Origin of the sequence: Allobosea lupini, from assembly GCF_900109525.1 — a bacterium.
GTDB classification, from domain to species: domain Bacteria; phylum Pseudomonadota; class Alphaproteobacteria; order Rhizobiales; family Beijerinckiaceae; genus Allobosea; species Allobosea lupini.
Genome location: NZ_FOAN01000003.1, coordinates 500,735 through 525,061, shown reverse-complemented (window position 1 = coordinate 525,061; position 24,327 = coordinate 500,735). Strand labels below are relative to the sequence as shown.

Here is a 24,327-nt window from a genome sequence, read left to right as displayed (position 1 = left end):
TTCGAGCGCCGTTAGCGCGCCCTTAACCACGACGGCTCAGGCTGGTGGATAGTCCGCACGCCCGTGAAGCCTTTCTCGAACCGGCGAGCAAAGCTATAGTCACTGGCCGATAGCGAGCCGCGAAAGCACAAGTGATGCTGATCGTCTTCTTCCTGGCTGCCATTGCCAGCGGCGCGCTGACCCTCTGGCTCATGTGGCCGCATGGGCTGGTGGTCGCGTTGATCGCCACCGCCGTGGTCGCCAGCGCGGCCGTCGCCGCCTTCGCCGCGCTCGTCACAGTCCTCAGGTCGCGGACCGCAACCGGCAAAGAACCGCGCTCGCGCGGCGTCCTCGACATCCTTGGGCCGCGTCAGCCTCGCTGACGCTTCGCTGCGCCGGCCTTCTGGCACATGAATTGCTGATCATCCCCGCAACAGCGGTTGGCGCGATCGCGCGTCGTGCCGCTACCCGCATTGCGAGGGGAGACAGGGCAATGACGCTGCCTGCCCGGTTTCGTAGCCTGGATCGAGATCGCGAAACCGATCTCGACAGGCTCGGACCGCTCTACCGCCACCTCGAGCAGGCGCTTGCGGGGATCGAGCGCGAAAGCGCCGGGTTGTCGCGGCGGCTCGACGAGGCGCGCACCCGCGCCGCAGCGCTGCTCGGGAACGAGGACGGCATCTATTTCGAGCGCGAGCCGGCCGACGAGGCCAGGCTGGTCGAGGCGGAGGCGCAGATGATGGCCGCATTCCGCCGCCTGGAACAGCTGCGGGCGCAAAGGTCGATGCTGGCAGCCTGGCGCACAGAGATCGAGGACACCGGCATCGGCGGCGCGCTGCGTGGCGGAACCAGAGCGAGCAGGTGGCTCTCCCGCCTCGTGCGGCTGGTGCGGGCGCGGATGGCGGCCATCCGCCGCCTCTCACGCTTCTCCGGCTGGGCGCTGATGCTCGTCATCGTCTATGCGACGCTGTCCGGCATCGAGCAGCGGCCGTCCGTCTCATGGCTGATCCCCGATCTTGAACGCGGACTCGCCTTTCTCGCCGCGGCCGCCGCCTTCGCGATCGGCTATCCGCGGCAGCGCTTTCTCATCTTCGCTGTCGGTCTTGCTGCGGTGATCTCGCTCGAACTCGCCCAGAACTGGTCGCCGACGCGGCACGGCACCATCCACGACGTCTGGATCAAGGCCATCGGCCTTGGGCTGGGCTTTGCGCTCGTCTCCGGCGTCGAGCGGCTCAAACCATCTGCGAGGAGCTTGTGAAGATCGATCCTATCACCCAGGCTTCTGCGACCGCGGTCGAGCCACCTCTCGTCGCTCGCGCCGGCACGATCGTGCCGATCGTGCTGTGCGGCGGCGCTGGATCACGGCTGTGGCCGGCATCGCGCGAAGCGTTCCCGAAGCAGTTCATCTCGCTGCTCGGCGAGGAGTCGATGTTCCAGCAGACGCTGTGCCGGATCAGGCACCCGCTATTCGGCGCCCCCGTGATCGTGACCCACGAGGATTTCCGTTTCCTCGTGCTGAGCCAGATGAAGCAGGTCCAGATGGCGGGCGAGATCCTGCTCGAGCCGGCGCGCCGTGATTCCGCACCGGCCATCGCCGCCGCCGTGAGCTTCATCCAGCAGCGCGATCCCCAAGCGCTCGTCCTAGTGCTCGCCTCCGACCATCTGATCGGCGACCTGCCGGCCTTCCGCAGCGCCGTCGAGATCGCGGCCGCTGCCGCGATCCAAGGCCAGCTCGTCACCTTCGGCATGGTCCCGGACAAGCCCGCGACAGGCTATGGCTACATCCGCCCCCAACCGGGCGATGCCGGCGCCCGCAAGGTGCTGAGCTTCGTCGAGAAGCCAGATGCGCCGACCGCGGCCCGCTATCTCGACGAGGGCTATCTCTGGAACAGCGGCATGTTCCTGTTCCGCGCCGACAGCTTCATGGCTGAACTCGGCCGGCACGAGCCGGCGATCGCGAGCGCCGCGACGGCGGCCGTGGCGCATGCCAAGGAGGATATCGGCTTCCATCGCCTGGACGCCGAACATTTTGCCAGCGCGCCCCGCAAATCGATCGACTACGCCGTGATGGAGCGAACCGAACTCGCCAGCGTCGTTCCCGCCTCCTTCGGTTGGTCTGACGTCGGCAGCTGGTCGAGCGTGTGGGAGGCTTCGGCACGGGACGAGGCCGGCAATGCCGGCGGCGACAATGTCGAGTTCGTCGACAGCCGCAACTGTTATGTTCAGAGCAGCGGCCCGCTCACCGTGCTCGTCGGCATGGAGGATGCCGTGGTCGTGGTCGAGAACGACGCGGTGATGGTGACGAAGCGCGAGCGCGCCGAGGAGGTCAAGGGCGCCTTCGAGCGGCTCAAGGCCGACGGCCATCCGGCGGTGGTGAGCTCCCGCCGTGTCGATCGGCCCTGGGGGTACTATCAGACGCTCGACCTCGCCGCGCGCTTCCAGGTCAAGCGCATCGTCGTCGATCCCGGCCAGAAGCTGTCCCTGCAGAGCCACTATCATCGCGCCGAGCACTGGGTGGTGGTTCGCGGCACGGCCGAAGTGACGCGCGATGCCGAAACCATCCTCGTGCATGAGAACGAGTCGATCTATCTGCCGATCGGCTGCGTTCACCGCATGGCGAATCCGGGCAAGATCCTGCTCGAGATCATCGAAGTCCAGTCCGGCTCCTATCTGGGCGAGGACGACATTGTCCGCTACGAGGACGTTTACCGCCGGGTATGAGCGGAGCAGTCCCCGGAGTCAGGACGCTCCGGCTGGCTCAGCTCTCAGGCTGTCCGCAGCGGCACTGGTCCGTGTCTCGACACGTCCGTCGGCGGCGAGCAAGGCTCGCGCATGGGCGTGCACCACCTTGTCGAGGCTGAAACGATCGATGTAGTCGATGCGGTACTGCGCATGGCGGCGCTCCGACACGACATGGTCGTGGTAATGCACCATCGCCTTGACGAAACCGGCAGTATCGCCCAGCGGGACGAGCCGGCCGAGCCGGTCATCGACGATGATGTCGCTCGGTCCGAATTCGCAGTCGAAGGCGACCACCGGCAGGCCGAAGCGAAGCGCCTCGCAAATGGCGAGGGACCAGCCTTCCCAGCGCGCGCCCGACAAATAGACGTCGCTGTTCGACAATGGAATGGCGGGGCTATCGGGGTAGTGCTGGATCGTGACCCGGCCGGCGAGGCCGAGCTCGTCGATCAAGCTGCGGATCGCGGGCTCCTCCTCGCCATAGCCGACGAGCGCGAGCTCGGCATCCCCGCGCTTCTCGCAGAAGGCCGCGAAGGCGCGCAGAAGGATGTCGTAGCCCTTCTGATAGGCGAAGCGACCGACTGTGACGAAGCGGACCGGGCGGCCGATGGCGGGGGCCGGCACAGGGACGGGCGTATCGAAGGAGCGCACGGGGTTGGCCACCCAGACATGTTCGACCTTGCTGGGATAGTCGCTTCGGAAGGCGTCGAGTTGGCGCGGCGACGTCCCGAAGACGCGCGCCAGCCGCGGCAAGACCAGAAACCGCATCGCCTCGAACAGCGCGCTCGCCTTGAAGGAACGTCGCTCGAGGCGGGGATTGCCGTGAAGATAGAGGATGAAGCGGCGCCTGATGCCGAGACAGGCGAGCCAGAAAACGGCGGTCGCTTCGACCTGCGGCACCACGACGAGGTCGAACCGGCCGCCGGCGATCGTCTTCCGGACCCGCCGCAGCAGATCAAGCCGCCCGTCGGAGAAGCTGAGAATGACGTGGTATGGCCGCGGTTGGCCGACGATCTGCTCGAAGGGCGACGTGTAGAGGACTGAAACGTCGAGGTCGATCTGGTATTCGATCGCCAGCGCCGAACAGATCGAATCCGTGACACGCTCTATGCCGGCAAAGGACCGCGTCGGCGGCACGATATAGAGAACCCTAGTCTTCCTGTCCGGCATTGCGTGCTCGACAATCGTTCCGGCGCCGTCGATCGGCCCGGTACGGCTCTTGCAATGTCTGCGCCAAGGGGGCGCCTCGTCGCCGATGGCGCAGACCAGTCGCCATGCGAGCGCCGCCCGGGTCCAGGCTTCAGCGGAGCAGCGCATGACCGGTTCGACCTCAAGGCTCGCGGTGATCGTGAACTGCTACAACTATGCGGACTATGTCGAGCGCGCGATCCGCAGCGTGCTCGCGCAGGGTCGCGACGACTTCGAACTGATCGTCGTCGACGATGGCTCGACCGACTCTTCCTGGGAGGTCATCGGCAGGACGGGGGTCACAGCCTACCGGATCGAGAACGGCGGCCAGCGCCGGGCCTGCGTCTTCGGCCTCGACCGGACGACGGCGCCCTTCGTGCTGTTCCTCGATGCCGACGACGAACTCGCTCCCGGCGCACTCGATGCGATCATCCCGCGGCTCGGGCCATCGATCGCCAAGCTGCAATTCTGCCTCAGCCGCATCGACGGAGACGGCAACAAGCTGGGCTCGGCCGTTCCCGAACCCGATCAGATCCGCGTAACGGGAGACCTCAGCGAACGTGTCCGCCGAACCGGCGTCTATATCAGCCCGCCAACCTCCGGAAACGTCTTCAGGCGCGACCTCTGCGAATTGCTGCGCGATGCCGATTATGACGACGCAGTCGACGGAATCATCGTCCTCGCGGCCCCCTTTTTCGGCGAGGTCGTCTCCCTGCCGAAGGAACTCGGGCTCTACCGCGTCCACGATCGCAACATCTCCGGTGTCGGGCGGGCGATCGACACCGGCAGGATCGAGCAGCACATGCAGCGCTTCAAAAGCCTCATCGCCCATCTCAATCGAGCCGTGCCCGCGGGCAGCAGGCCGCCGCAACTCGATGTCGAACGAACCTTCTTTTACCTGGAGAAGCGGTCGATTCTTGCCTCCATCGATCGCCGGATGGATCGCTTTCGGCAGCTTCCGAACCTCATCAAGGTCATCAGCGCCGATGATTTCTCTCCGAAGCGGAAGCTCGCCCTCTCGCTCTTCCACATCCTGATCGCATTCCTGCCCGTCGGGATGTCACGTCGTCTCATCGAGATTCGCTATCGCCCGGAACGCCGATCCGCCAGCGCGCTCGCGAGGACGCTGATCGGTACCGGAAACTGAGGCCAGGCAGGCCCGGGACCAGGCTCCGAGCCGACTGCTCGATCGCCCAGCGGGCCATCATCTCCGAGAATCAGATCCCTTTCGGCGGCTCGGCGCTGCAGATCGTCATCTCTTGCAAAGCGCGAGCGGCTCTCAGGCAGATGTCCTCTCGCCAGGGCGCAGCGATGAGTTGGACCCCGATCGGCAGCCCCCCGCCCGCGACCGGCACCGCCGCGACCGGCAGGCCGATGCAGGAAATCGGCTGGGTGAAGAGGCCGAGACTGGGGCGCAGCGGCAGCGTCTGGCCCCTGATCTCAAGCACCTTCTGGCCGATCGGCGGCGCCGGACAGGGCGTCGCTGGCGCAATGATCAGGTCGACCTCCTCGAAGGTCCGCATCATCTGGTCGTGAAACCAGCGCCGCGCCCGCTGCGCCTGGATGTACCAGGCAGCCGGCAACATGGCCCCGGCGAGGAAGCGATCGCGCGTATCAGGGTCGAAATCGTCCGCTCGCAGTTGCAGACGGCCGAGATGCAGGGCAGCGCTCTCTGCATTGGTAACGAGGAAGGCCGCCGCCCGCGCGATCTCAGCACCATCGAGCGCGACCGTACGTGTTGCGCCAAGCGCCTGCGCCACGGCACCGACCGCAGCCGCAGCCTCCGGCAGGCCGTCGGTGGCGAAATATCCGCCCGCCACGGCGATCCGCAGGCCCGAGGCACCTTTCGTCAGCTGCGCCGAGACTGGTTCGACCGGCCGCTGCGCGCAGGCCGGATCATGCGGGTCCGGGCCTTGCAGCAGGTCGTAGGCCAAGGCGAGATCGGTGACATCCCGTGCGAATGGGCCGAGATGATCGAGCGAGTCGCAGAACGGAAAGCTGCGCGTGCGCGGCAAGCGGCCATAGGTCGGCTTCAGGCCGAACACGCCGCACAGCGAGGACGGCACGCGGATCGAGCCGTTGGTGTCGGAGCCCAGTGAGATCGGCGCCATGCCGGCGGCCGTCGCCGCACCGGAGCCCGAGGAGGAGCCCCCTGCCATGCGCGAGAGGTCATGGGGATTGCGGCAAGGCCCGTCATGGACGTTCTCGCCGGTGAAGTCATAGGCGTATTCGCCCATGTTGAGCCCGCCGATCAGCACGGCGCCGGCCGCCGTCAGGCGCTCGATCAGCACCGCGTCGCGCCAGGCTGGCGTCCGCTCGCGGTTGATCTTCGAGCCCGCCCGTGTCGGCAGGCCCTCGATGTCGAACAGGTTCTTGGCGGCGAAGGGGACGCCAGCGAGCGGGCCGAGCGGCTCGCCCGCCGCGCGGGCCCTGTCGATCGCGGCCGCCTGCGCGAGCGCGCGTGCCGCCGTCACATCGGTGAAGGCGTTGATCTTGCCGTCGATCCGGCCGATCCGGTCGAGGAAGGCGCGGGCCATGACCTCGGCGCCCACCTCTCCTGATCTGACCTGGGCTGCGATTCGATGCGCCGGTGCGAAGACATCGACGCTCACGCCTCTTCCTCCACCCGCACCCGCCCTGGTCGGAAGACCGGCGCGAGCTCGAGCGTGTCGTCGCCGACCGGTGCCGCCTGCACGATCCTCGCCATCGCTTCCGCGGTCGCCAGGAAGCGGATCACGCCCGGCCGCTGCTCCGCCGTGATCGCAAGCCCCAGCGAAGGTGCCGTCGCATCGAGATGCGCAGCCGGATCGAACTCGCGCTTCGCCTCGCTCATTCCGCCGGCTCCAGCCGCGCATGCGGCTCGCTCGTCATCGTCTTCGTGGCCCCCTCGCCCGCGAGCTGGCGCGCGCAGAGCCAGAGGAAGCCCGCGACCATCGCATAGCCCAGGCTGATCGCGGGCGTGACGCCGAACCCCTTGCCGATCCCGATCGCCTCGCCGTGCATCAGGCCGAAATAGGTCAGCACCGCGCCGGCGGCGGCGAAGGCGGCAGCGTTCAGGAACTGTCTCTCGATCACGAAGACGGCGATCGCGCCCAGCACGAGACCGGAGAGGATGGCGCCGCCGCCCATCAGCTCGAGGCCATGGTAGAGCACACCCATATTGGCCATCTTGTCGATACCAACCGCGGCCGCAGTGGTGCCGGCCGCGCCGAGTGCGCCGTCGATCAGCACCTTGGCCCAGGCGGCGAGATGCGGCGTCAGGGCGAGCACGATTGCGGGGGCATGGCTCGCCGGCGTGGTCTGGAACGCCTGCGCGCCGATCAGCATGCCGATATAGAGCAGGATGGGCGAGATCGCGACGATCGGCACCAGCGCCAGCAGCAGCGCGACGACGCCGAACCAGCACAGGGCCGCGACGATCACGCCGGTCGCGGCCGAATAGCCGATGCGTCCGCCCATCGCCTTCCAGCCGGGATGGCCGATATACACCGCGTTGATGAAGGGGTTGCCCATCAGGCAGCCGATCAGCGAGACGACGCCGTCGGCGGTCAGCACCCGCGTCGTCGGATAATGGTCGCCCGCCGCTTCGGCGCTTTCGACATTGTCCATCGCCTCGACGAGGTCGTAGATGCCGAAGGGAATGGCCGTCACCAGGATGATGCCGAGATAGGTGAAGCCCGAGAAGACGTGGTCGACCGCCGGCAGCGGCAGCGAGAAGCCGAAATTGGCGAAGGCGGCGCCGAGCCTGGCGAGGCTCAGGCCGCCGACGTCGAGCCCGAACGACGCCGCGCCCCATGCGATCGCCATGCCGAAAACGATGGCGACGAGCCCGGCCGGGATGCCGCGCGGATAGCGCACGCCGCCGAACCAGCTCACCAGGATGATGGCGAGGCAAGTAAGCCCGATCGCCGGCGTCAGGAAGATCTCCAGAGCCGGCCGCATCGAGATGAAGGCGATCGAGACTCCTGCCAGCGTGCCGAGCAAGGCAGCGCGCGGCGTGATCCTGCGGACGAGCGGGGCGATGAAGCCGCCGATCATCAGGATGAAGCTCTGGAAGAAGACCCAGACGAGGCCGGCCTCCCAGCCCTTAAGGGGGTCGCCGGTCATGCTCGCGATCGGCAGCATGATCACGAAGGTGACGACGAACATGTGCGGCACGCTGATGCCGGACGGCAGCGCGCAAACATCGTCGCGGCCGGTCTCCTTCGCCAGCTTCCAGGCGAGCCAGGCGTAATAGCCGGTCGAGAGCAGCATCATCAGCCCGAGCGCCGGCAGGATGCGGCCGAAGACGATCTGGCTCGGCATCTTCAGGACGAACTGCAGCAGGCCGGTCAGGACCAACAGGTTGACCAGGATGTTGGTGCCGAAGCCGAACAGGGCGTTCCAGTCGCCCGGCGTCCAGAGCTTCGGTGAGGCTGTCGTCGCGGTGGTCGTCGCCATCTCCCCCTCCCGTTCCTAAGCTGCCTGGTCCTGCGCGGCGAGCGCCGCCAGCACGGTGTCCGTTGTCGAGACCCAGCCGAAGATCCCGCCCTGGGCCGCGATCATGCGCAGGCCGACCTCGTGGAACTCCGGGAAGTAGGACGCGCAGGCGTCCGCCAGCACGAGGCAGCGATAGCCTCGGTCATTGGCCTCGCGCACGGTGGTGTGGACGCAGACCTCGGTGGTGACGCCGCAGACCAGCAGCGTCTCGATGCCGCGATTGCGCAGCATCAGGTCGAGATCGGTCTGGTAGAAGGCGCCCTTGCCGGGCTTGTCGATCACCGGCTCCTCGGGAAGCGGCGCCAGAGCCGGAACGATGTCGTGGCCGGCCTCGCCGCGGATCAGGATGCGCCCCATCGGGCCGGGCGCGCCGATGCGCTTCTCGGGCGCGCCGCGCTCGACCTTGGCGCGCGGCGCATCGGAGAGATCGGGCCGGTGGCCCTCGCGGGTGTGGATCACGAGCAGGCCGGCGGCACGCGCGCCGGCGAGCATGCGCCGGCAGGGCTCGACTGCCGCCATCAGCAGCGAGACGTCGTTGCCGAGCGCCGCGCCGAAGCCCCCGGGCTCGAGGAAGTCGCGCTGCATGTCGATGATGACGAGTGCGGCGCGCGCCAGATCGACGCTGAGCGGGAACGGCTTGGCTGCGATCTCGGAGCGACTCATGGCGGCCTCCGTCGGGGCTGACGGAACGGGCTTTGCAAGGGCTGTGCCCGCCGGCCTCCTCATCCGGCCAGCAGGGCGCGAGACGTCAGGGAGTAGCGGCCATGGCTTTGAAACGTCGACGAATCCCGCTGGCATTTGCGGCCGCGGCCCTTGCCGGAGAGGCCGGGACGGACCGCGTGGCGACCGCCCTCGCCAGCCTTCTGCCGGAGAGATGCATAATCTTTGCATGCAATGCTCGAGAAATTGCCTAACAGATAGGCTGACTCAAGACATGGACATGATCTCGTGCCGACGCTGACCAGTATCCTTTCCCGCCATCATGACGGCAGCCGCACGATCGCCGAGACGGTCGCTGCCGCCTATGCCCGTCTGCGCGCCCATGCCGACGAGGCCCTATTCATCAGCTTCAAGCCGGAAGCGGAGGCGTTGGCCGAGGCGGAGCGTCTTCAGGCGGAGGGGCCGCAAGGGCGCCCGCTCTGGGGCGTGCCGGTCGCGGTGAAGGACAATATCGACGTCGCCGGGCTGGCGACCACCGCCGCCTGCCCAGCCTATGCCTATGAGCCACGGAGGGACGCCAGCGCTGTCGCGCGCCTGAAGGCTGCCGGCGCGATCATCCTCGGCAAGACCAATCTCGACCAGTTCGCGACCGGCCTCAACGGCACCCGTTCGCCTTATGGGACGCCTCGCAACACGTTGCGTGCCGATCTCGTTCCCGGCGGATCGAGCTCGGGGTCGGCGAGCGCAGTCGCCGCCGGCATCGTCCCGGTCGCGCTCGGCACGGACACGGCGGGCTCGGGCCGCATACCGGCCGGCCTGCAGAACCTCGTCGGCCTGAAGCCCAGCCTCGGCCTCGTTCCGACGGCCGGCGTCGTGCCGGCCTGCCGCACGCTCGATTGCGTCTCCGTCTTCGCCCTGACGGTCGCTGACGCCTGGCTCGTCCTGCAGGCGCTGGCCGGCCCGGACGCGGACGACCCGTTCTCCCGGGCCGTCCCGCTCGGGCGCCTCGGCGCCTGCCCGCCGAGGCTGCGGCTCTGCGTGCCGCGCGAGCAGGATTTGGACTTCGCCGGAGATGAAGAAGCGCGAGCAGGTTTCGAGCAAGCGCTTGTGCGTGCACAAGGCCTCGGCGCCGAGATCGTGCCGATCGACATGACACCGTTCTACCAGACGGCGCAGCTTCTCTACGATGGTCCCTGGGTCGCCGAGCGCTGGCTCGCGATCCGCGATCTGCATGAGCGCGAGCCGGAGGAAATCCTGCCGGTGATCCGCGCGGTCATCGCCGGCAAGCCCTTGCCCGATGCGGCCGCGACCTTCGCCGCCCGCTATCGCCTCGCCGAGCTTTCGCTCGCCGCTCGCGCCGCGCTGAAGGGGCTCGGTGCCCTGATGGTGCCGACGGCCCCGCGTCCGGTGACCCTGGCAGAGATGACAGCCGACCCGATCGGCGCCAATTCGATGCTCGGCCGCTACACGAATTTCGTCAACCTGCTCGATCTCTGCGCCCTCGCCGTTCCGGCCAGCCTCGCTGACGATGGGACGGCGGGAGGTGTCACCTTCATCGCGCCGAGCGGGCAAGACGCTGCGCTGGCGTCGATCGGCGCAGCTTTCCACGCCGCATCCGGCTTGCCGCTCGGCGCGACCGGCGTGCCGCATCCGCCCTTGGCGGAGCTGCCTGTCGGCGCTGCACCCGATACGGTCGAGATCGCTGTTGTCGGTGCCCATCTCTCCGGCATGCCGCTCAACGGCGAACTGACGGCACTCGGCGGCAGCTTCCTGCGCGCCACGACGACGACCGCGGATTATCGTCTCTTCGCCTTGCCAGGTGGGCCGCCGGCCCGGCCCGGACTGCTGCGGTTAGGCCCCGGCGAGGGCGCGCCGATCGCGCTCGAAGTCTGGTCGCTGCCGGTCGCGGGCTTCGGTGCCTTCGTCGCCGGCATACCCGCACCGCTCGGCATCGGGACGCTCGCGCTCGCCGACGGATCGCGGGTCAAGGGCTTCCTCTGCGAGGCGGCGGCGACGGACGGCGCTCGCGACATCAGCAATTTCGGCGGCTGGCGCGCTTTCGTCGCGGCGCAGATCTAGAGCATTTTCGAGCGAAGTGGACACCAGTCCGCGTGACGACAATGCGATAAAACAAGGACCTGGAGCAGTTCCGCGATTCTAGGAATTGGGGACATCGTCTAGCCGGTCGCGGTTTCCGCATAGCTCCGGAACGCATCGCGTACGATGCCGATATGGGCGCGCATCGCCGCCGCTGCCCCGGCCTGATCGCCGCGCAGGATCGCCTGCACGATCAGATCGTGCTCGGAATAGGAGCCGCCGAGCCTGCCGGCGGCGCGGAACTGGGCCCGGCGGAAAGGCGCGACGCGAGCCCGCGTCATCAGGGTCAGCTCGGAGAGATAGCTGTTGTGCGAGCCGGCATAGATCGCCGCGTGGAAGGCCTCGTTCTTGTCGTGATAACTGGCGGGATCGCCCTTGTGCACCAGCACGCGCAGATCCTGGTGCAGCGTCTCGAGGGCCCGCCGTTCGACCACGGTCATGCTGCGCGCGGCGAGACCGGCGCAAAGCGCCTCCAGCTCGGCCATCACCTCGAACATGTCGTTGAGCTCGCGTGGCGTCGGCAGGGCGACAACGGCGCCGCGATGAGGGCGGACGCGGACCAGGCCCGACGCTGAAAGCTGACGGATCGCTTCGCGGACCGGCGTGCGCGAGACCCCGAAACGGTTGGCGAGTTCATGCTCGTCCAGCGGCGTGCCGGGCTCCAGGACGCCCGATACGATCTCGTCGGCGAGCCTGGCGCGCAGCGTCTCCGTTCTGGTACGAGGCTGAGAGGCCGGTTTCGGCTTGTCGGAAAGAACGGCTTGGGGCGGCATCGATTGCGTCCGGGGCGGCGGATTCGCCTGGCCGTTCTTAGCAGGCGGAAACCGCAGCGTCATGACGCGGGGCGGTGGCGGACGGACGTCATTCGGCGATGACGCTGACATGGGCGGCGACCACCCGCCAGCCTTCCTCAAACTTCACCCAGGTCTGGCTCTGGCGGCCGACCTTTCCGACCATCGAGTCGCGGCGGAACAGCGTGTTCGCGGTCGCCATGGCCTCGCCATAGCTGGTGATGACAGTTCGTTCCAATGCGCGTTCCAGGCCGACCGGCGAGCGCGCCGAGCGGAAGGCTGCGATCTCGGCATAGCCATAGAGATTTTCGGCGACGCCGTAACGCAGCGTGGCCGGACTGTCCTTGAACAGCCGGTCGAGCGTCGCGACGTCGTTGGTCGTCAGCGCGCGCTCGTACTCGGCGAAGGCCGCCTCGACTTCGGCCAGCACGGCCGGGTCGTTGATCTTCATCGGGGTTTCCTCATCCGGTCATCGTCTTCTTGCGCCAGCCGTGCTCCCGCTCACAGGGGCGGATGCGGGATCGCGGTCAGCAATTCCCTGGTGTAGTCCGCCTGCGGCGCGCCCAACACCGCCTCGGCCGTGCCCTCCTCGACGATCCGGCCGCTTCGCATCACGATCACGCGGTCGCAGAGCAGACGCACGACGTTCAGATCGTGCGAGACGAAGATGTAGCTCATGCGGAGGCGCTGCCTCAGCTCCTCGAGTAGGTTCAGCACCACCGCCTGCACGGAGACGTCGAGCGCCGCCGTCGGCTCGTCGAGGATGACGAGATCGGGATTGAGGGCGATCGCTCGTGCGATGCCGACGCGTGCCTTCTGCCCGCCCGAAAGCTGGTGAGGGAAGCGGTCGATCAGCTCGACCGGCAGTCCGACCAGCCCGGCCAGTTCCTCGCAGCGGGCGCGCAGGGCGTCGCGGCCCCTGAGCGAGCCCATACGCAGAACGGGATCGAGGATGGCGCGCTCGGCGGTGAAGCGCGGATTCAGGCTGTCGGTCGGATCCTGGAACACCATCTGGATACGCCGGCGCAGCGGCGTCAACGCGAACTGCCTGGCCGGGATCGACCCGATATCCTGCCCGTCGAAGACGATCCGGCCCGCCGTCGGGTCGAGCAGTCGGTTGACCATCATCGAGGTCGTCGACTTGCCGCAGCCGGATTCGCCAACGAGGCCGAGCGTCTCGCCGCGCCGGACCGAAAAGCCGATGCCGTCGACGGCCCGGAAGGCGGGCTTTTCCGGCTCGGCCTTGCCGGTCAGCTTCGCAAGGAGCGAGCCCGCCGCCGGGCGCGGATACTCCTTGACCAGGTTCTCGACGATCAGCAGCGGAGCGCCGCCCTGATCCAGGTTTGGAACGCTGGTCCGGGAGGCCGTCATTGCTTCGGGCGGAGCGTCCGGCAGGAGGTCACGCAGTTGCATGCCGACGCGTGGCGTCGCCTTCATCAGCCGCCGCGTATAGGGGTGCTGCGGATTGCGGAAGATCTCGGCTGCGGCCGCGGTCTCGACGACGCGGCCCTTCTCCATCACCACGACCTTGTCGCAATAGGCGGCGGCAAGGCCGAGATCATGGGTGATCAGGATGGTCGACATGCCGCGCTCGCGGGTGAGCTCGACGATCAGGTCCATCACCGCCTTCTGCGTGGTGACGTCGAGACCGGTCGTCGGCTCGTCTGCGATCAGCAGCTGCGGCTGGCAGGCGAGCGCCAGCGCGATCACGATGCGCTGGCACATGCCGCCCGAGAGCTCGAAGGGATAGGCGTCATAGCGCTCCTGCGGGCGCGCGATCCGCACCTTCTCCAGCGCCGCAATGGCCTTCTCGCGCGCTGTCGCCCGGGTCGCCTGGACATGCTGGAGCAGCACGTCCTCGATCTGCTTGCCGACCTTGCGGATCGGGTTCAGCGCGGCGCGCGGATTCTGGAAGATCATCGAGATTTCGCGGCCGCGCAGGTCGCGCATCTGCGCTTCGCTCGCGCCGACGAGATCGATGCCCGAGAAGCCGATCGAGCCTTCGGCGACGCGGCCGGCGCGGTCGAGGATACGCACCACCGCATAGGAGGTGACGGACTTGCCCGAGCCGGATTCGCCGACGATCGCGACCGTCTCGCCCTTGCCGACGCTGATGTCGATCGACTTCACCGCCTGCACCTTGCCGCGGCGGGTCGCGAACTCGACGGTGAGGTTCCTGACTTCCAGGAGCGGACTGGCTGCCATCGCTCAGTTCCTCCTCTGCGGATCGACGAGGTCGCGCACGCCGTCGCCGAGCAGGTTGAAGCAGAATACCGCCGTCATCAGGGCCAGGCCCGGAAAGAAGGCGATCCACCATTCGCCCGAGACGATGAAGCTCGCGCCCTCCGCGACCATGATCCCCCATTCCGGCGTCGGTGGACGCACGCCAAGACCGATGAAGGACAGGCCGGCGGCGTTGAGGATGGCATAGCCCATGGTCAGCGACATCTGCACTGCCATGATCGGCATGATGTTGGGCACGATCTGGGTCAGCAGAAGCCGCCATTCCGAATTGCCGGAGAGCCGGGCCGCCTGGACGAAGCCGGCCTCGCGCCGGACATTCGCCTCGGCCCGCGCCACCCTGGCATAGAGCGGAAAATTGATGATCGCGGTGGCGATCACGATGTTGGTCACGGAATTGCCGAGTGCGGCTACGATGCCCATGGCGAGCACGAAGAGCGGAAAGGCCATGATCGTGTCGGCGACGCGCCCGATAATCGTGTCGACCCAGCCGCCGAAGAAGCCGGCGGCGACGCCGGCGAGCCCGCCGAGCAGGAAGACGAGCGCGACCGAGGCGACGGCGATGGTGAAGTCGAGCCGCGTCGCGGCGATCACCCGGCTGAAGATGTCGCGCCCGAGCTGGTCGGTGCCGAACCAGTGGGCGGCGCTCGGCGGCTTGAGCGCCGAACTGGTGTTCGAGGCGAGTGGATCGTAAGGCACGACCAGCGGCCCGAAGATCGCGGCAAACAGGATCAGGGCGAACAGGCCGAAGGCGAGGCCTGTCACCGGGTTCTCGGAGACGATGTGCCGGGCATGAGCCAGCAGCGAAGTCGAGGGCGGGGCCTCGAAGCGCAGCGGCGGCGGCTCGACCTTGCTCATGTCGTTCATCGGCTCAGGCCTCCAGCCGGACGCGGGGGTCGATCACGCCGTAGAGGATGTCGATCGCGAGGTTGAGGGCGACGTAGAGGATCGCCATGGTGAGCACGAAGCCCTGGATCGGCGCGTAGTCTGAGGCGATCAGCGCCTCGACCGCATAGGAGCCGACCCCCGGCCAGGCGAAGACCTTCTCGACGAGCACATTGGCGCCGAGCAGGAACGAGAAGACCATGCCGAGCGTGGTGACCACCGGCAGCATGGCGTTGCGGAAGGCATAGGTGCCGATCACCGCCCGCGTGGACAGGCCGCTGGCGCGCGCGGTGCGGACGAAATCGGCGCCGAGCACGGCGAGCATCGAGGCGCGGGTCATGCGTGTGATCGGCGCCAGCGAGAAGATCGCGAGGGTCAGCGCCGGCAGCGCGATCTGGGAGAGTGCGGCGCGGAAGGTTTCAGGATCGCGCGCGACCAGGCTGTCGATCAGCAGGAAGCCGGTGACGCGGGGCGGCTCGGAGGCGAAGGCGTCGAGCCGCCCCAGTGGTGCCGGCGCCCAGCCGAGGATGAAATAGAACACGTAGACCAGCAGCAGGCCGGTGAAGAACACGGGCAGGGAAACCCCGGCCGTCGCGACGATGCGGCAGAGATGATCGATCCAGGAGCCCTGCCTGACCGCCGCGAGCACGCCGAGCGGCAAGGCGATCGCCATCGAGATCAGCAGGCCGAACAGCGTCAGCTCGGCCGAGGCCGGCAGGCGCTGGGCCAGATCGGCCGTCACCGGCTGGCCCGTCGTCAGCGACTGGCCGAGATCGCCCTTTACCAGCGCCGTCACATAGGACACGAACTGCACCGGCAACGGCTGGTCGAGCCCGAGCTTGCTGCGGATCTCGGCGATGGCCTGCGGCGTCGCCGCAGGCCCGGCGAAATAGGCTGCTGTGTCGCCGGGCAGCACGCGCGTCAGCAGGAAGGTGACGATGATGACGCCGAGGATCGACGGGATCGTCGTCTTCAGCCGGGCGATGATCAGGCCGAGCATGGGGAAGCCTCCGCTGCTGCCGTCAGGCCGGGTTCGCGCGGGCGGCGCGCCCCGGCATGACGGGCTGTTTCCTGCGTCGTCACGCCTTGGTCAGGTAGCGGAAGTCCGGCTCGCGGCAGGGCTGGAACTGGTAGCCGCCGATCGACTTCTGCAATGCGACGTCATGGGTCGGCTGGTTGATCGGCACCATCGGCACCTCGGCGTTCACCAGCTTGATGAAGTCGACGACATTGGCGTCGTAGGCCGCCTTGTCGGGCGCGAAGCGGGCAGCGTCGACGAGCTTGTCCAGCGCCGGGTTCTGGTAGGCGGCGATGTTGAAGATCGAATTGTTGCCGTGCATCGTCCAGAACAGGTAGTAGTCGGGATAGTCGAGCCAGCCGGCGAAGCGGTTCAGCACCATCGGATTGGTCTTCTTGGCGATCTCGGTGCGGAAATTCGCGCCCGGGACCTTGTTGATCTCGACGGTGATCCCGACCGAAGCCAGCGCCTCCTTGATCAGCACAGCCATTGGCTCGGCAACGGTGGCGTTGCCGGCGTCGAAATACAGCGTCGTCGAGAAGGGGCCGCCGGCGGCATCGACCAGCGCCTTGGCCTTGGCCACGTCGGTCTTGTAGGGGAAGGGCTGCGGCCAGGCGACCTTGGGCGTCGTGCCGCCCGACATGTCGACGCCGCGCCCGAACAGCGAAGCCTGCAGGATCTTCTCATAGGGCATCACCCAGGCGACCGCCTGGCGCAGCCGCACATCCTTGAACGGGCCGACCTGCGTGTTGAGATAGCAGCCCCAGACGCCGTTGGGGATCGGCACGCCGACGACATTGACCTTGCCGCCATCGAGCAGATCCTTGAAATCCTTCGGCGGCAGACCGTAGGACACGTCGGCGTCGCCGCGCTCCATCAGGGCCCGTCGCGTCGCGGGCGAGGCGATGTCGCGCGCGATGATGCGGCGCAGCTGCGGCAGCTTCCCACAAGCCCAGGCGTCATTGCGGACATAGATCGTCTCGACACCCGGCTTCCAGCTCTCGACCTTGTAGGCGCCCGAGCCGGCGATGTTGTTCTTGAGATACTCCTTGGCGTGCGGGTCACCGCCGCCGTTCTTTATGGCGAGCTCGGAATCGAAGACGAAGGGGATCGTCACGGCGAGGTTGGGCAGCGTCATCTTGTCCTTGCGGACGAAGTCGACGCGGAAGGTCTTGTCGTCGACGACGACGAACTGCTCGGGCTTCTCCAGCGAGCCGGCATTCATCTGGGTGGTCGCGAAGCCGCCGATCGTGCAGGCCCGATCCAGCGACCATTTCACGTCCGTCGCGGTCACCGGACGGCCGGAATGGAATTTCGCGTCGCGCAGCTTGAAGGTGCAGCTCATGCCGTCGGAGGCGAGCTGCCAGCTCTCGGCCAGCTCGCCCTCGAGCTCGCCCATCGAGACCTGGTTGCCGCCGCCGCCGGGGATCGGCACAGGCTTGAAGCGCAGCAGGCGATCATAGCAGTTCAACGCGACGCCATTCACCGGCTGCGACGAGCCGATGCCCTGCATGTCCAGGCTGTTGGGTCCGTATTCCTGGACGAGCAGCAATGTCTCGCTGCGGCTCGGCGCCTGTGCATGCGCGCCCTGCCTCATGACGAAGGGAGCTGCCAAACCTCCAGCTATAGCCGCCCGACGCGTGATACCCATTGTGCTCTCCCCGATTGCTGCCGGAGCCGTCAAAGGCCCGAACGCTTCACCTCGGAGAAGCCGATGCAGTTACCGTGCCGGTTCACACCCCCTTGATAACAATGGGCTTATCTCTATCAGCGAGCTTTCGCTCTCGTCGTTGCATACATTTGGCAAAATTCTGCTCAATTAATTTGCAATTGATTGTCAGCCACTATGGCAGCCATCTTGGCAGGCCCGATCGCAGCTCAGACCTTCTCGTCGCGGACCAGCCGCCAGAGCAGATAGATTCCGCCCAGGAGCCCGGTCGTCAGGCCGATCGGCAGATTGAGGCCGGACGGAACGCGCTGGCTGACCAGGTCCGCCGCCAGCAGCAGGACGGCGCCCATAGCGGCCCCAGGCAGCAGCGGCACCTCCGGCGAGCGGCACAGGTGCCGCGCGAGCTGCGGGCCGGCCAAGGCGATGAAGGCGATCGGCCCGGCCGCCGCCGTCGCCATCGCCGTCAGGCCGACGGCCGTCATCACCATGGCGAGCCGCGTGCGCTCGACCGGAACACCGAGCTGGCTGGCAGCATCGTCGCCCATCTCGAGCAGAGCGAGGCGCCGGGCATTCAGGAGCGCGACCGGCACGATCAGCACCAGGCCGAGAGCGGCCGGGACGGCGTGGGACCAGCTGCGCGCCGTCAGCGAACCCGCCAGCCAGATCTGGGCGGAGATCGAGCGGTCAAGGTCGCTCGCCACAAGCAGGATCGTATTGACGCCGGACAGCGTCGCGCCGACACCGATGCCGACCAGCACGAGCCGGTAACCGCCGGTGACGCGCCCCTTCAGCGCCAGCATGAAGACGAGCGCTGCGGTCGCCATGCCCGACAGCACCGCTGCCAGCGCGACGGCGAAGGGATCGGCGCCGAACAGGATGATCTGCACGATCGCGCCGGTCGCCGCTCCGGTGGTGAAGCCGATGATATCGGGCGAGCCCAGCGCGTTGCGCGAGACCGACTGGAAGATCGCCCCGGCCATGCCGAGCGCCGCCCCGACGCAGGCCGCCGTGACGACACGCGGCAGGCGCAGGCTCCAGATGACGCGTTCGGCCAGCGGATTTCCAGCCTTGCCGAATAGCGCGGCGACGACTTCGGCCGGCGTGAAGGCGAGCGTGCCCATACCCAGCAGGGCGACGGCGAGGGCAAGGGCTGCTCCGGCGAGCGCCGCACAGACCAGCGCAGTGCGCGGCCGCCAGCGCAGCGAGAACGAACCTATCCTGAGCGTTGCGGGCGCACTCATGGCCGGCTCACCCGGAAGCGGCGCACGGCCGTGATGAAGAAGGGGCCGCCAAGCAGCGCCGCGACGATGCCGGCGGCGACCTCGGAGGGCGCCGCGACCACGCGCCCGATCACATCGGCGCCGAGCAGGAGCAGCGCGGCAAAGAGCGCCGAGCCGGGCAGGATCCAGCGATGGTCCGGGCCGACAAGCGCCCGCGCCAGATGCGGGGCGATCAGGCCGACGAAGCTGATCGGCCCGGCTGCGGCGGTGGCGGCGCCCGCCAGCAGCATCACCGCAAGGCAGGCCGACAGCCAGATCGTGCGCGGCGTGGCTCCGAGCGCCTGGCCGAGTTCCTGCCCTAGCGCCAGCACGTTGAGACCACCGACGATCGACAAGGCGACGCCGAAGCCCGCCGCAACGCCGACTGCCAGTATGAGGGCGACTTCGAAGCTCGCTCCCTCCACCGATCCAGCGGCCCAATGACGGAAATTATCGAAGGCGATGGGCGAGGCGTTGAGCACCATGATGCCGGTGATCGCGCCCAGCACGATCGAGAGGCCGGCGCCGGCGAGCACGAGCCGAACGGGATTGGTCCCGGTCTCGTGCGCCCGCCCGAGCAGGAACACGACAGCGCCGGCAAGGCCCGCTCCGAGCGCGGAGAGCCCGGCATAGTGGACGGGCCGGGTCAGGCCGAGCAGAGTCACTCCGAGCACGACGGCGACCGCCGCACCGGCATTGATGCCGAGCAGGCCCGGCTCGGCCAAGGGATTGCGGGTGATCGCCTGCATGATCGCCCCGGCAAGGCCAAGCGCCGCACCGGCGAGAACGGCCGTGAGCAATCGGGGCACCCGCAACTGCCAGACGACCAGATGCAGATCGTTGCCGGGATCATAGGCGCGCAGCGCGGCGACGACCGTGGCCAGCGGGATCGGCCGCGAGCCGACCGCGAGGCTCGCCAGCGCCAGCAAAGCGAGCGCGATGATGCCGATGGCGAGCCACCACCGGCGCCTATGCCATCTCATCGCCTGGCGAAGCTCTCGCGCAGCCGTTCGATGACCTGGCGCCCGGAATAGGGATCGATGCGGAAGGAGGTCAGCCCGAGCGGATAGACCCGCTTGCCGATGACCGCCGGGTGATTGGCGAGCACCGGCTCGGCCAGGAAGGCCTCGACGTCCTTTTCGGTCGCGCGCAGGAGGAAGACGGTGTCGGCAGCGATCGCGGCCGAGAGATTCTCGCGGGAGAAGAATTCGAAATCCGAGGGACGCGCCGAATTCGGCTTCAGCTCCGGCGGCAGGCCGACGATCTCGAAGCCCAAAGCCGAGACGAGCTTGGAAACCGGGCTCGCTGTCCGCGCTACCGAATAGCTGCCGGCGATGTTGTAGCCGACGATGCTGGCCTTCGCGCCCCTTGCTGGAATGGCGCCCGCAGCGGCGGTGAGATCGGTGTCGAAGCGCGCGATCGCGGCGGCAGCCTCCTTTTCGAGGCCGATCGCCTTGCCGAGGTCGGTTGCCAGCTCCTGCCAGCTCCGGCTCGAATAATCGACCACAAGAGTCGGGACGCCGAGCGCTTCGAGCTCGGCCCGGTGCTGCAGGATGCTGTCGGCGCCGGTTGTCGAAGCGATCACCATGTCCGGCTTCCAGCCGAGCACCGCCTCGATGTCGAATTTCAGGTTCGGATAGAGCACCTTGACGCCGCGCTTGTCGGCGTCGCCGGCCCATTGCGAGAAGAAACCCTTGGCGTCGGTGAGCGGGCTCGGCGTCGTCGCCGCAGTCGCGAGCAGGGGCGCCTCGATCGCCAGCAGGATGCCGGTGACGCTCGGCGTGGTCGAGACGATGCGCAGAGGCTTCCTGGCCAGCGTCAACTCGCCGGCGGCGTGCCTGATGGTACGGGGCCAGCCGGCCTCCTGGCCATAAGCCGGCCGGCCATTCCCATTCAGGGCAGCCGCGATGGTGATGATGGCGATGAAGAGCTTGATCAGGGGCATCGTCGATCTGTCTGGCCGGTGTCGTCCTGCGGGTCGGGAGCCTGGCTCCGACCACCGCCCTGCTCCATCGAGCCCAGGCGTGTCATTCCTCATGACGGATCATATTCCGCGATGCAATATGGACGCAGGACAGAGAGTCAGTTATCGAACGTAAATCCACCGACGGTGACTGCTTTACCACAACTAGAGCCGAAAGGGATGCCGTCGAAAGCCTCGAGCCCGACGACATCGACTGTAGATTGGAAGAATTGAAAAGTACTTCGCGACCCGATTCCCGTCTCCACGCCGATGCGCTGACGCTCCGCTACGAGGCGCGCACGATCTCGACCGGCCTCTCGCTCTCGATCGCCGACGGCTCGTTCACCGTGATCGTCGGACCCAATGCCTGCGGAAAGTCGACCCTGCTGCGGGCCCTGTCGCGCTTGCTCACGCCAGCCGCCGGCCAGGTGGTCCTCGACGGCAGGCAGATCGGCGAGCGCCCGGCCAAGGAGGTCGCGCGGCGCCTCGGCCTCCTGCCGCAGAGCGCGATCGCGCCGGACGGCATCACGGTCGCCGACCTCGTCGCCCGCGGCCGCTATCCGCACCAATCCTTCCTGCGGCAATGGTCGAAGGCGGATGAAGCGGCGGTCGCCGCCGCGATGCGGGCGACGCGCGTCGACACGCTTTCGACACGCCCGGTCGACGAGCTCTCCGGCGGCCAGCGCCAGCGGGTCTGGATCGCGCTGGTGCTCGCGCAGGAAACGCCGATCCTGCTGCTCGACGAGCCGACGACCTTCCTCGACATCGCCCACCAGATCGAGCTGCTCGACCTGCTGGCCGAGCTCAATGCGCAGGGGCGTACGGTCGTCGCGGTGCTGCACGATCTCAACCAGGCCTGCCGCTACGCCTCGCATCTCGTCGCGATGAAGGACGGCGCGATCGTCGCCGAGGGCCCTCCGGCGGGCATCGTCACGGCCGCGCTGATCGAAGAGGTCTTCGGCCTGCCCTGCATCGTCATCCCCGACCCGATCGCGAAAACCCCGCTCGTCGTACCCAGGGGACAAAAGCGGGCAGCGCGTTCCAGCGACCGGTCCAACTGACCATGACCAGACAGCTCCACATCGGTTTGAGCCTGACGCCGACCTGGCTGAAGAGCAGAGCAGCGGATGATCCGGACCCTCTGCCAGCCCGCGATCCCGTCGCGTTCAACCTCGCGCTGACCCGGATGGCCGAGCAGGCCAAGCTCGATTTCGTCTTCAAGCCCGACTATCTCCTGCTGCATCCGGCTGCTGCCGGCAGCGGCTTCGTCGGCCTCGACCCGACGCTGCTGCTGACCGCACTCGCCTGCCAAACCGATAGGATCGGGCTCGTCACCACCGTCTCGACCAGCTTCAACCCGCCTTTCGTAGTGGCGCGCCAGATCCAGTCGCTGCACTGGATCAGCCGGGGGCGCGTCGGCCTCAACATCGTCACCTCGATCGAGGGCGCGGAGAATTTCGGCGATGCGCCGATGCCGCCGCCGGAGGTCCGCTATCGCAAGGCGGCCGAGTTCACTGACGTCATGTGCAAGCTGTGGCGGAGCTATCCGCATGAGGCGCTGACGGGCACGACGCCGAGCGCCGCGATCGAGCATCGCGGCGAATTCTTCAGCGTGAGGGGACCGCTCAACGTGCCCGGCCATCCGGCGGGCCCGCCGCCGCTGTTCCAGGCCGGCGCCTCCGATATCGGGCGCGATTTCGCTTCCTCCATCGCCGATGCGACCTTCGCCGCCATGCCCGACCGCGAGGCCGGCATCGAACTGCGCGGCGACCTGCGCCGGCGCGCGCAGGGGCATGGCCGCAGCCCGGATTCGGTACGCGTGCTGCCGGGCCTGCATTTCTTCCTCGCCGAGACGCGTGAAGAGGCCTGGGCACTACATGCGCGGGCGCACGCTCACCTCACCGCCGAACAGCGCCGCAAGATGGTGAAGTCCGTCCTCGGGCTCGATCTCGGCGACCTTGCGCCCGAAGCGCGCGTGACGGCGCCGATGCTGCCGCCACTCGATACGCCGGTGCGCAGCCGCACCCATGCCGAGCTGCTGCGGCGCTTCATCGCGGCGAACGAGCCTACTGTAGCTGAAGTGCTGGCGCGGCCGGAGGTTGTCGGCTCGGCCCATTGGGTCTGCGTCGGAACCGTCGACGACGGCCTCGCCGAGATCACCGCCTGGTTCGAGGCCGGGGCGATCGACGGCGTCATCGCGATCCCCGGCGGCTCCATGGAATCGCTGCGCCTGTTCCTGGAGGAGCTGGTTCCGGCTCTGGCGCGGCGGGGCCTGTTCCGCAGCGACTATGAAGGCACGACGCTGCGCCAACACCTGGGGATCGACGAAGAGCAGTGATGCAGCTCAGGTGCCACCCGCGTCCCGCGTCGCCGCCTGCGCCGCGGCAAACAAGGCGGCGCGATGGCCCTCGGCCTCGGCGGTCTTGACGAAGGAGACGGTGGTGACGACGCAGGCGATCTCGCCGAGCGCGTTGAAGACCGGTGCGGCCTTGCCGGTCAGCAGCGAAAACAGGTGTTCGTTCAGTTCCGCGCCCCCGTCGCGCCGGACGGCGTCGAGCATCTCGGCTGGCGGGCGGCTGCCGCGGAAGGAGGCCGGCTGCAGCTTGCGCGCGGCGGCGATCGCCTCCTTCGGCAGATGCGCCTGGAAGACGAAGCCGCAGGCGGTGTTGTCGACAGGCAGGACGTCGCCCAGCGTCACCGTGCTGAGCGCGAAATCGGTGTTGCGGTACCAGCGCACGATGGTCGGCCCCCGCTCGGTCCAGATCGCCACGCCGCAGCTGGCGGCGATAGCGGACGCCAGCCTCTTCATCGCCCGGGCCGCGACCTCGACCGCATCGATGCGCCGAAGTGCGCGCACCCCGATGCTGAGGGCGACCGGGCCGAGATCGTAATGGCCTGTGACGTCGTCCTGCGCCGCCAGCCCCTCCCGCACCAGGCTCTGCATGTAGCGATGGGCGGTGGACGAACCGGTGCGCGCCCGCCGGGCGATCTCGCCCAGCACCAAGGGCCCGTCCGCCTTGGCCAGGATGTCGAGGAAGCGGGCGGCGATCGAGACCGACTGGATCGTCGGCGAGCGTTTGGTGCTGAAGGTGGTCATGCGAATCGCGGCGGGAAAGCGCGGCAGATGCCGGCCCGCGCTTTGTGACACCGGGAGCCTGCCGGCGACAAGCACCGCCTCATTCGAGCGCTTCCAAACACTGCGCTGCGCAGCCCGAGAACTGCGACCGGAAAAGCACAGCGGTACGGCAATACGGCGATCCTGTGCTCGCTTCATGTTGACATGCGGAATGCATCCCACACTGTAGGATCGTTCAGTGTGACCTCGCGAGCCACGGCCTCGTCCCCAGCCAGCGAGATTT

Annotated in this window: 22 protein-coding genes; 7 read left to right on the top strand and 15 right to left on the bottom strand. The window is 67.8% G+C overall.

What is annotated here, in order from left to right; genetic code table 11:
* The first annotated feature begins 134 nt into the window (after window positions 1-134).
* The 3 genes from BMZ21_RS11840 (at window position 135) to BMZ21_RS11830 (ending at window position 2,700) form a co-directional block, all read left to right on the top strand.
* Entirely contained in the window at window positions 135-362 is a 228-nt protein-coding gene (locus tag BMZ21_RS11840) for a hypothetical protein (protein WP_091833796.1), read from the top strand.
* 110 nt (window positions 363-472) lie between these two features.
* On the top strand, window positions 473-1,237 hold the full coding sequence (locus BMZ21_RS11835) for a hypothetical protein (protein WP_091833793.1): 765 nt from the start codon (window positions 473-475) through the stop codon (window positions 1,235-1,237).
* On the top strand, window positions 1,234-2,700 hold the full coding sequence (locus tag BMZ21_RS11830) for a mannose-1-phosphate guanylyltransferase/mannose-6-phosphate isomerase (protein WP_342029029.1): 1,467 nt from the start codon (window positions 1,234-1,236) through the stop codon (window positions 2,698-2,700). The genes BMZ21_RS11835 and BMZ21_RS11830 overlap by 4 nt, the downstream gene beginning before the upstream one ends.
* An 18-nt stretch (window positions 2,701-2,718) precedes the next feature.
* On the opposite strand, the gene BMZ21_RS11825 is transcribed toward BMZ21_RS11830, so the two are convergent.
* Window positions 2,719-4,035: a glycosyltransferase gene (locus tag BMZ21_RS11825; RefSeq protein WP_244543810.1), complete on the bottom strand. Its 1,317-nt coding sequence runs from the start codon at window positions 4,033-4,035 to the stop codon at window positions 2,719-2,721.
* Between BMZ21_RS11825 and BMZ21_RS11820 the strand changes: the two genes are divergently transcribed.
* Window positions 4,034-5,053 carry a glycosyltransferase gene (locus tag BMZ21_RS11820; RefSeq protein ID WP_091833790.1) on the top strand — a complete coding sequence of 340 codons (1,020 nt, stop codon included), beginning with the start codon at window positions 4,034-4,036 and terminating at the stop codon, window positions 5,051-5,053. The genes BMZ21_RS11825 and BMZ21_RS11820 overlap by 2 nt on opposite strands.
* 70 nt (window positions 5,054-5,123) lie before the next feature.
* Here the strand turns inward: BMZ21_RS11820 and BMZ21_RS11815 are convergent, their stop codons facing one another.
* The 4 genes from BMZ21_RS11815 to BMZ21_RS11800 are packed head-to-tail and all read right to left on the bottom strand — an operon-like array spanning window position 5,124 to window position 9,048.
* Window positions 5,124-6,518, bottom strand: coding sequence for an AtzE family amidohydrolase (locus BMZ21_RS11815; RefSeq protein ID WP_091833787.1), 1,395 nt, complete (start codon window positions 6,516-6,518; stop codon window positions 5,124-5,126).
* Window positions 6,515-6,739, bottom strand: a complete 225-nt coding sequence (locus BMZ21_RS11810; RefSeq protein WP_091833784.1) for a DUF4089 domain-containing protein — start codon at window positions 6,737-6,739, stop codon at window positions 6,515-6,517. Before BMZ21_RS11810 ends, BMZ21_RS11815 begins: the two co-directional genes overlap by 4 nt.
* Window positions 6,736-8,346, bottom strand: coding sequence for a regulator (locus BMZ21_RS11805; protein ID WP_091833781.1), 1,611 nt, complete (start codon window positions 8,344-8,346; stop codon window positions 6,736-6,738). Before BMZ21_RS11805 ends, BMZ21_RS11810 begins: the two co-directional genes overlap by 4 nt.
* A gap of 15 nt (window positions 8,347-8,361) precedes the next feature.
* On the bottom strand, window positions 8,362-9,048 hold the full coding sequence (locus BMZ21_RS11800; RefSeq protein ID WP_091833778.1) for a cysteine hydrolase family protein: 687 nt from the start codon (window positions 9,046-9,048) through the stop codon (window positions 8,362-8,364).
* 285 nt (window positions 9,049-9,333) lie between these two features.
* Here BMZ21_RS11800 and atzF point away from each other — a divergent pair, with 285 nt between their 5' ends.
* The gene (gene atzF / locus BMZ21_RS11795; RefSeq protein WP_091833775.1) at window positions 9,334-11,124 is read left to right on the top strand and encodes an allophanate hydrolase; all 1,791 of its coding nucleotides are present in this window, start codon (window positions 9,334-9,336) and stop codon (window positions 11,122-11,124) included.
* Between the two features lie 98 nt (window positions 11,125-11,222).
* On the opposite strand, the gene BMZ21_RS11790 is transcribed toward atzF, so the two are convergent.
* From BMZ21_RS11790 to fepB, 9 genes are all read right to left on the bottom strand, one after another.
* The gene (locus BMZ21_RS11790) at window positions 11,223-11,915 is read right to left on the bottom strand and encodes a GntR family transcriptional regulator (protein WP_091834379.1); all 693 of its coding nucleotides are present in this window, start codon (window positions 11,913-11,915) and stop codon (window positions 11,223-11,225) included.
* Window positions 11,916-12,003: 88 nt separating this feature from the next.
* Entirely contained in the window at window positions 12,004-12,384 is a 381-nt protein-coding gene (hpxZ, locus tag BMZ21_RS11785; RefSeq protein ID WP_091833773.1) for an oxalurate catabolism protein HpxZ, read from the bottom strand.
* A gap of 50 nt (window positions 12,385-12,434) precedes the next feature.
* The gene (locus tag BMZ21_RS11780) at window positions 12,435-14,138 is read right to left on the bottom strand and encodes a dipeptide ABC transporter ATP-binding protein (RefSeq protein ID WP_091833771.1); all 1,704 of its coding nucleotides are present in this window, start codon (window positions 14,136-14,138) and stop codon (window positions 12,435-12,437) included.
* A gap of 3 nt (window positions 14,139-14,141) precedes the next feature.
* Window positions 14,142-15,032: an ABC transporter permease gene (locus tag BMZ21_RS11775; RefSeq protein WP_199777424.1), complete on the bottom strand. Its 891-nt coding sequence runs from the start codon at window positions 15,030-15,032 to the stop codon at window positions 14,142-14,144.
* A 13-nt stretch (window positions 15,033-15,045) separates the two neighbouring features.
* Window positions 15,046-16,059: an ABC transporter permease gene (locus BMZ21_RS11770; protein WP_091833765.1), complete on the bottom strand. Its 1,014-nt coding sequence runs from the start codon at window positions 16,057-16,059 to the stop codon at window positions 15,046-15,048.
* Window positions 16,060-16,138: 79 nt separating this feature from the next.
* On the bottom strand, window positions 16,139-17,743 hold the full coding sequence (locus BMZ21_RS11765; protein WP_425285438.1) for an ABC transporter substrate-binding protein: 1,605 nt from the start codon (window positions 17,741-17,743) through the stop codon (window positions 16,139-16,141).
* 212 nt (window positions 17,744-17,955) lie between these two features.
* Window positions 17,956-18,987, bottom strand: coding sequence for a FecCD family ABC transporter permease (locus tag BMZ21_RS11760; RefSeq protein ID WP_091833760.1), 1,032 nt, complete (start codon window positions 18,985-18,987; stop codon window positions 17,956-17,958).
* A complete protein-coding gene (locus BMZ21_RS11755) occupies window positions 18,984-19,988 on the bottom strand; it encodes a FecCD family ABC transporter permease (protein ID WP_091833757.1) in 1,005 nt (334 codons plus the stop codon). The genes BMZ21_RS11760 and BMZ21_RS11755 overlap by 4 nt, the downstream gene beginning before the upstream one ends.
* The gene (gene fepB / locus BMZ21_RS11750) at window positions 19,985-20,950 is read right to left on the bottom strand and encodes a Fe2+-enterobactin ABC transporter substrate-binding protein (RefSeq protein WP_091833754.1); all 966 of its coding nucleotides are present in this window, start codon (window positions 20,948-20,950) and stop codon (window positions 19,985-19,987) included. Before fepB ends, BMZ21_RS11755 begins: the two co-directional genes overlap by 4 nt.
* Before the next feature lie 239 nt (window positions 20,951-21,189).
* On the opposite strand from fepB, the gene BMZ21_RS11745 reads away from it, so the two are divergent.
* Complete coding sequence (locus tag BMZ21_RS11745) at window positions 21,190-22,029, top strand: ABC transporter ATP-binding protein (RefSeq protein ID WP_425285430.1); 840 nt, start codon at window positions 21,190-21,192, stop codon at window positions 22,027-22,029.
* The gene (locus tag BMZ21_RS11740; protein ID WP_091833751.1) at window positions 22,026-23,306 is read left to right on the top strand and encodes an NtaA/DmoA family FMN-dependent monooxygenase; all 1,281 of its coding nucleotides are present in this window, start codon (window positions 22,026-22,028) and stop codon (window positions 23,304-23,306) included. Before BMZ21_RS11745 ends, BMZ21_RS11740 begins: the two co-directional genes overlap by 4 nt.
* Window positions 23,307-23,312: 6 nt before the next feature.
* Here the strand turns inward: BMZ21_RS11740 and BMZ21_RS11735 are convergent, their stop codons facing one another.
* Complete coding sequence (locus tag BMZ21_RS11735) at window positions 23,313-24,065, bottom strand: IclR family transcriptional regulator (RefSeq protein WP_091834372.1); 753 nt, start codon at window positions 24,063-24,065, stop codon at window positions 23,313-23,315.
* Window positions 24,066-24,327 lie beyond the last annotated feature (262 nt).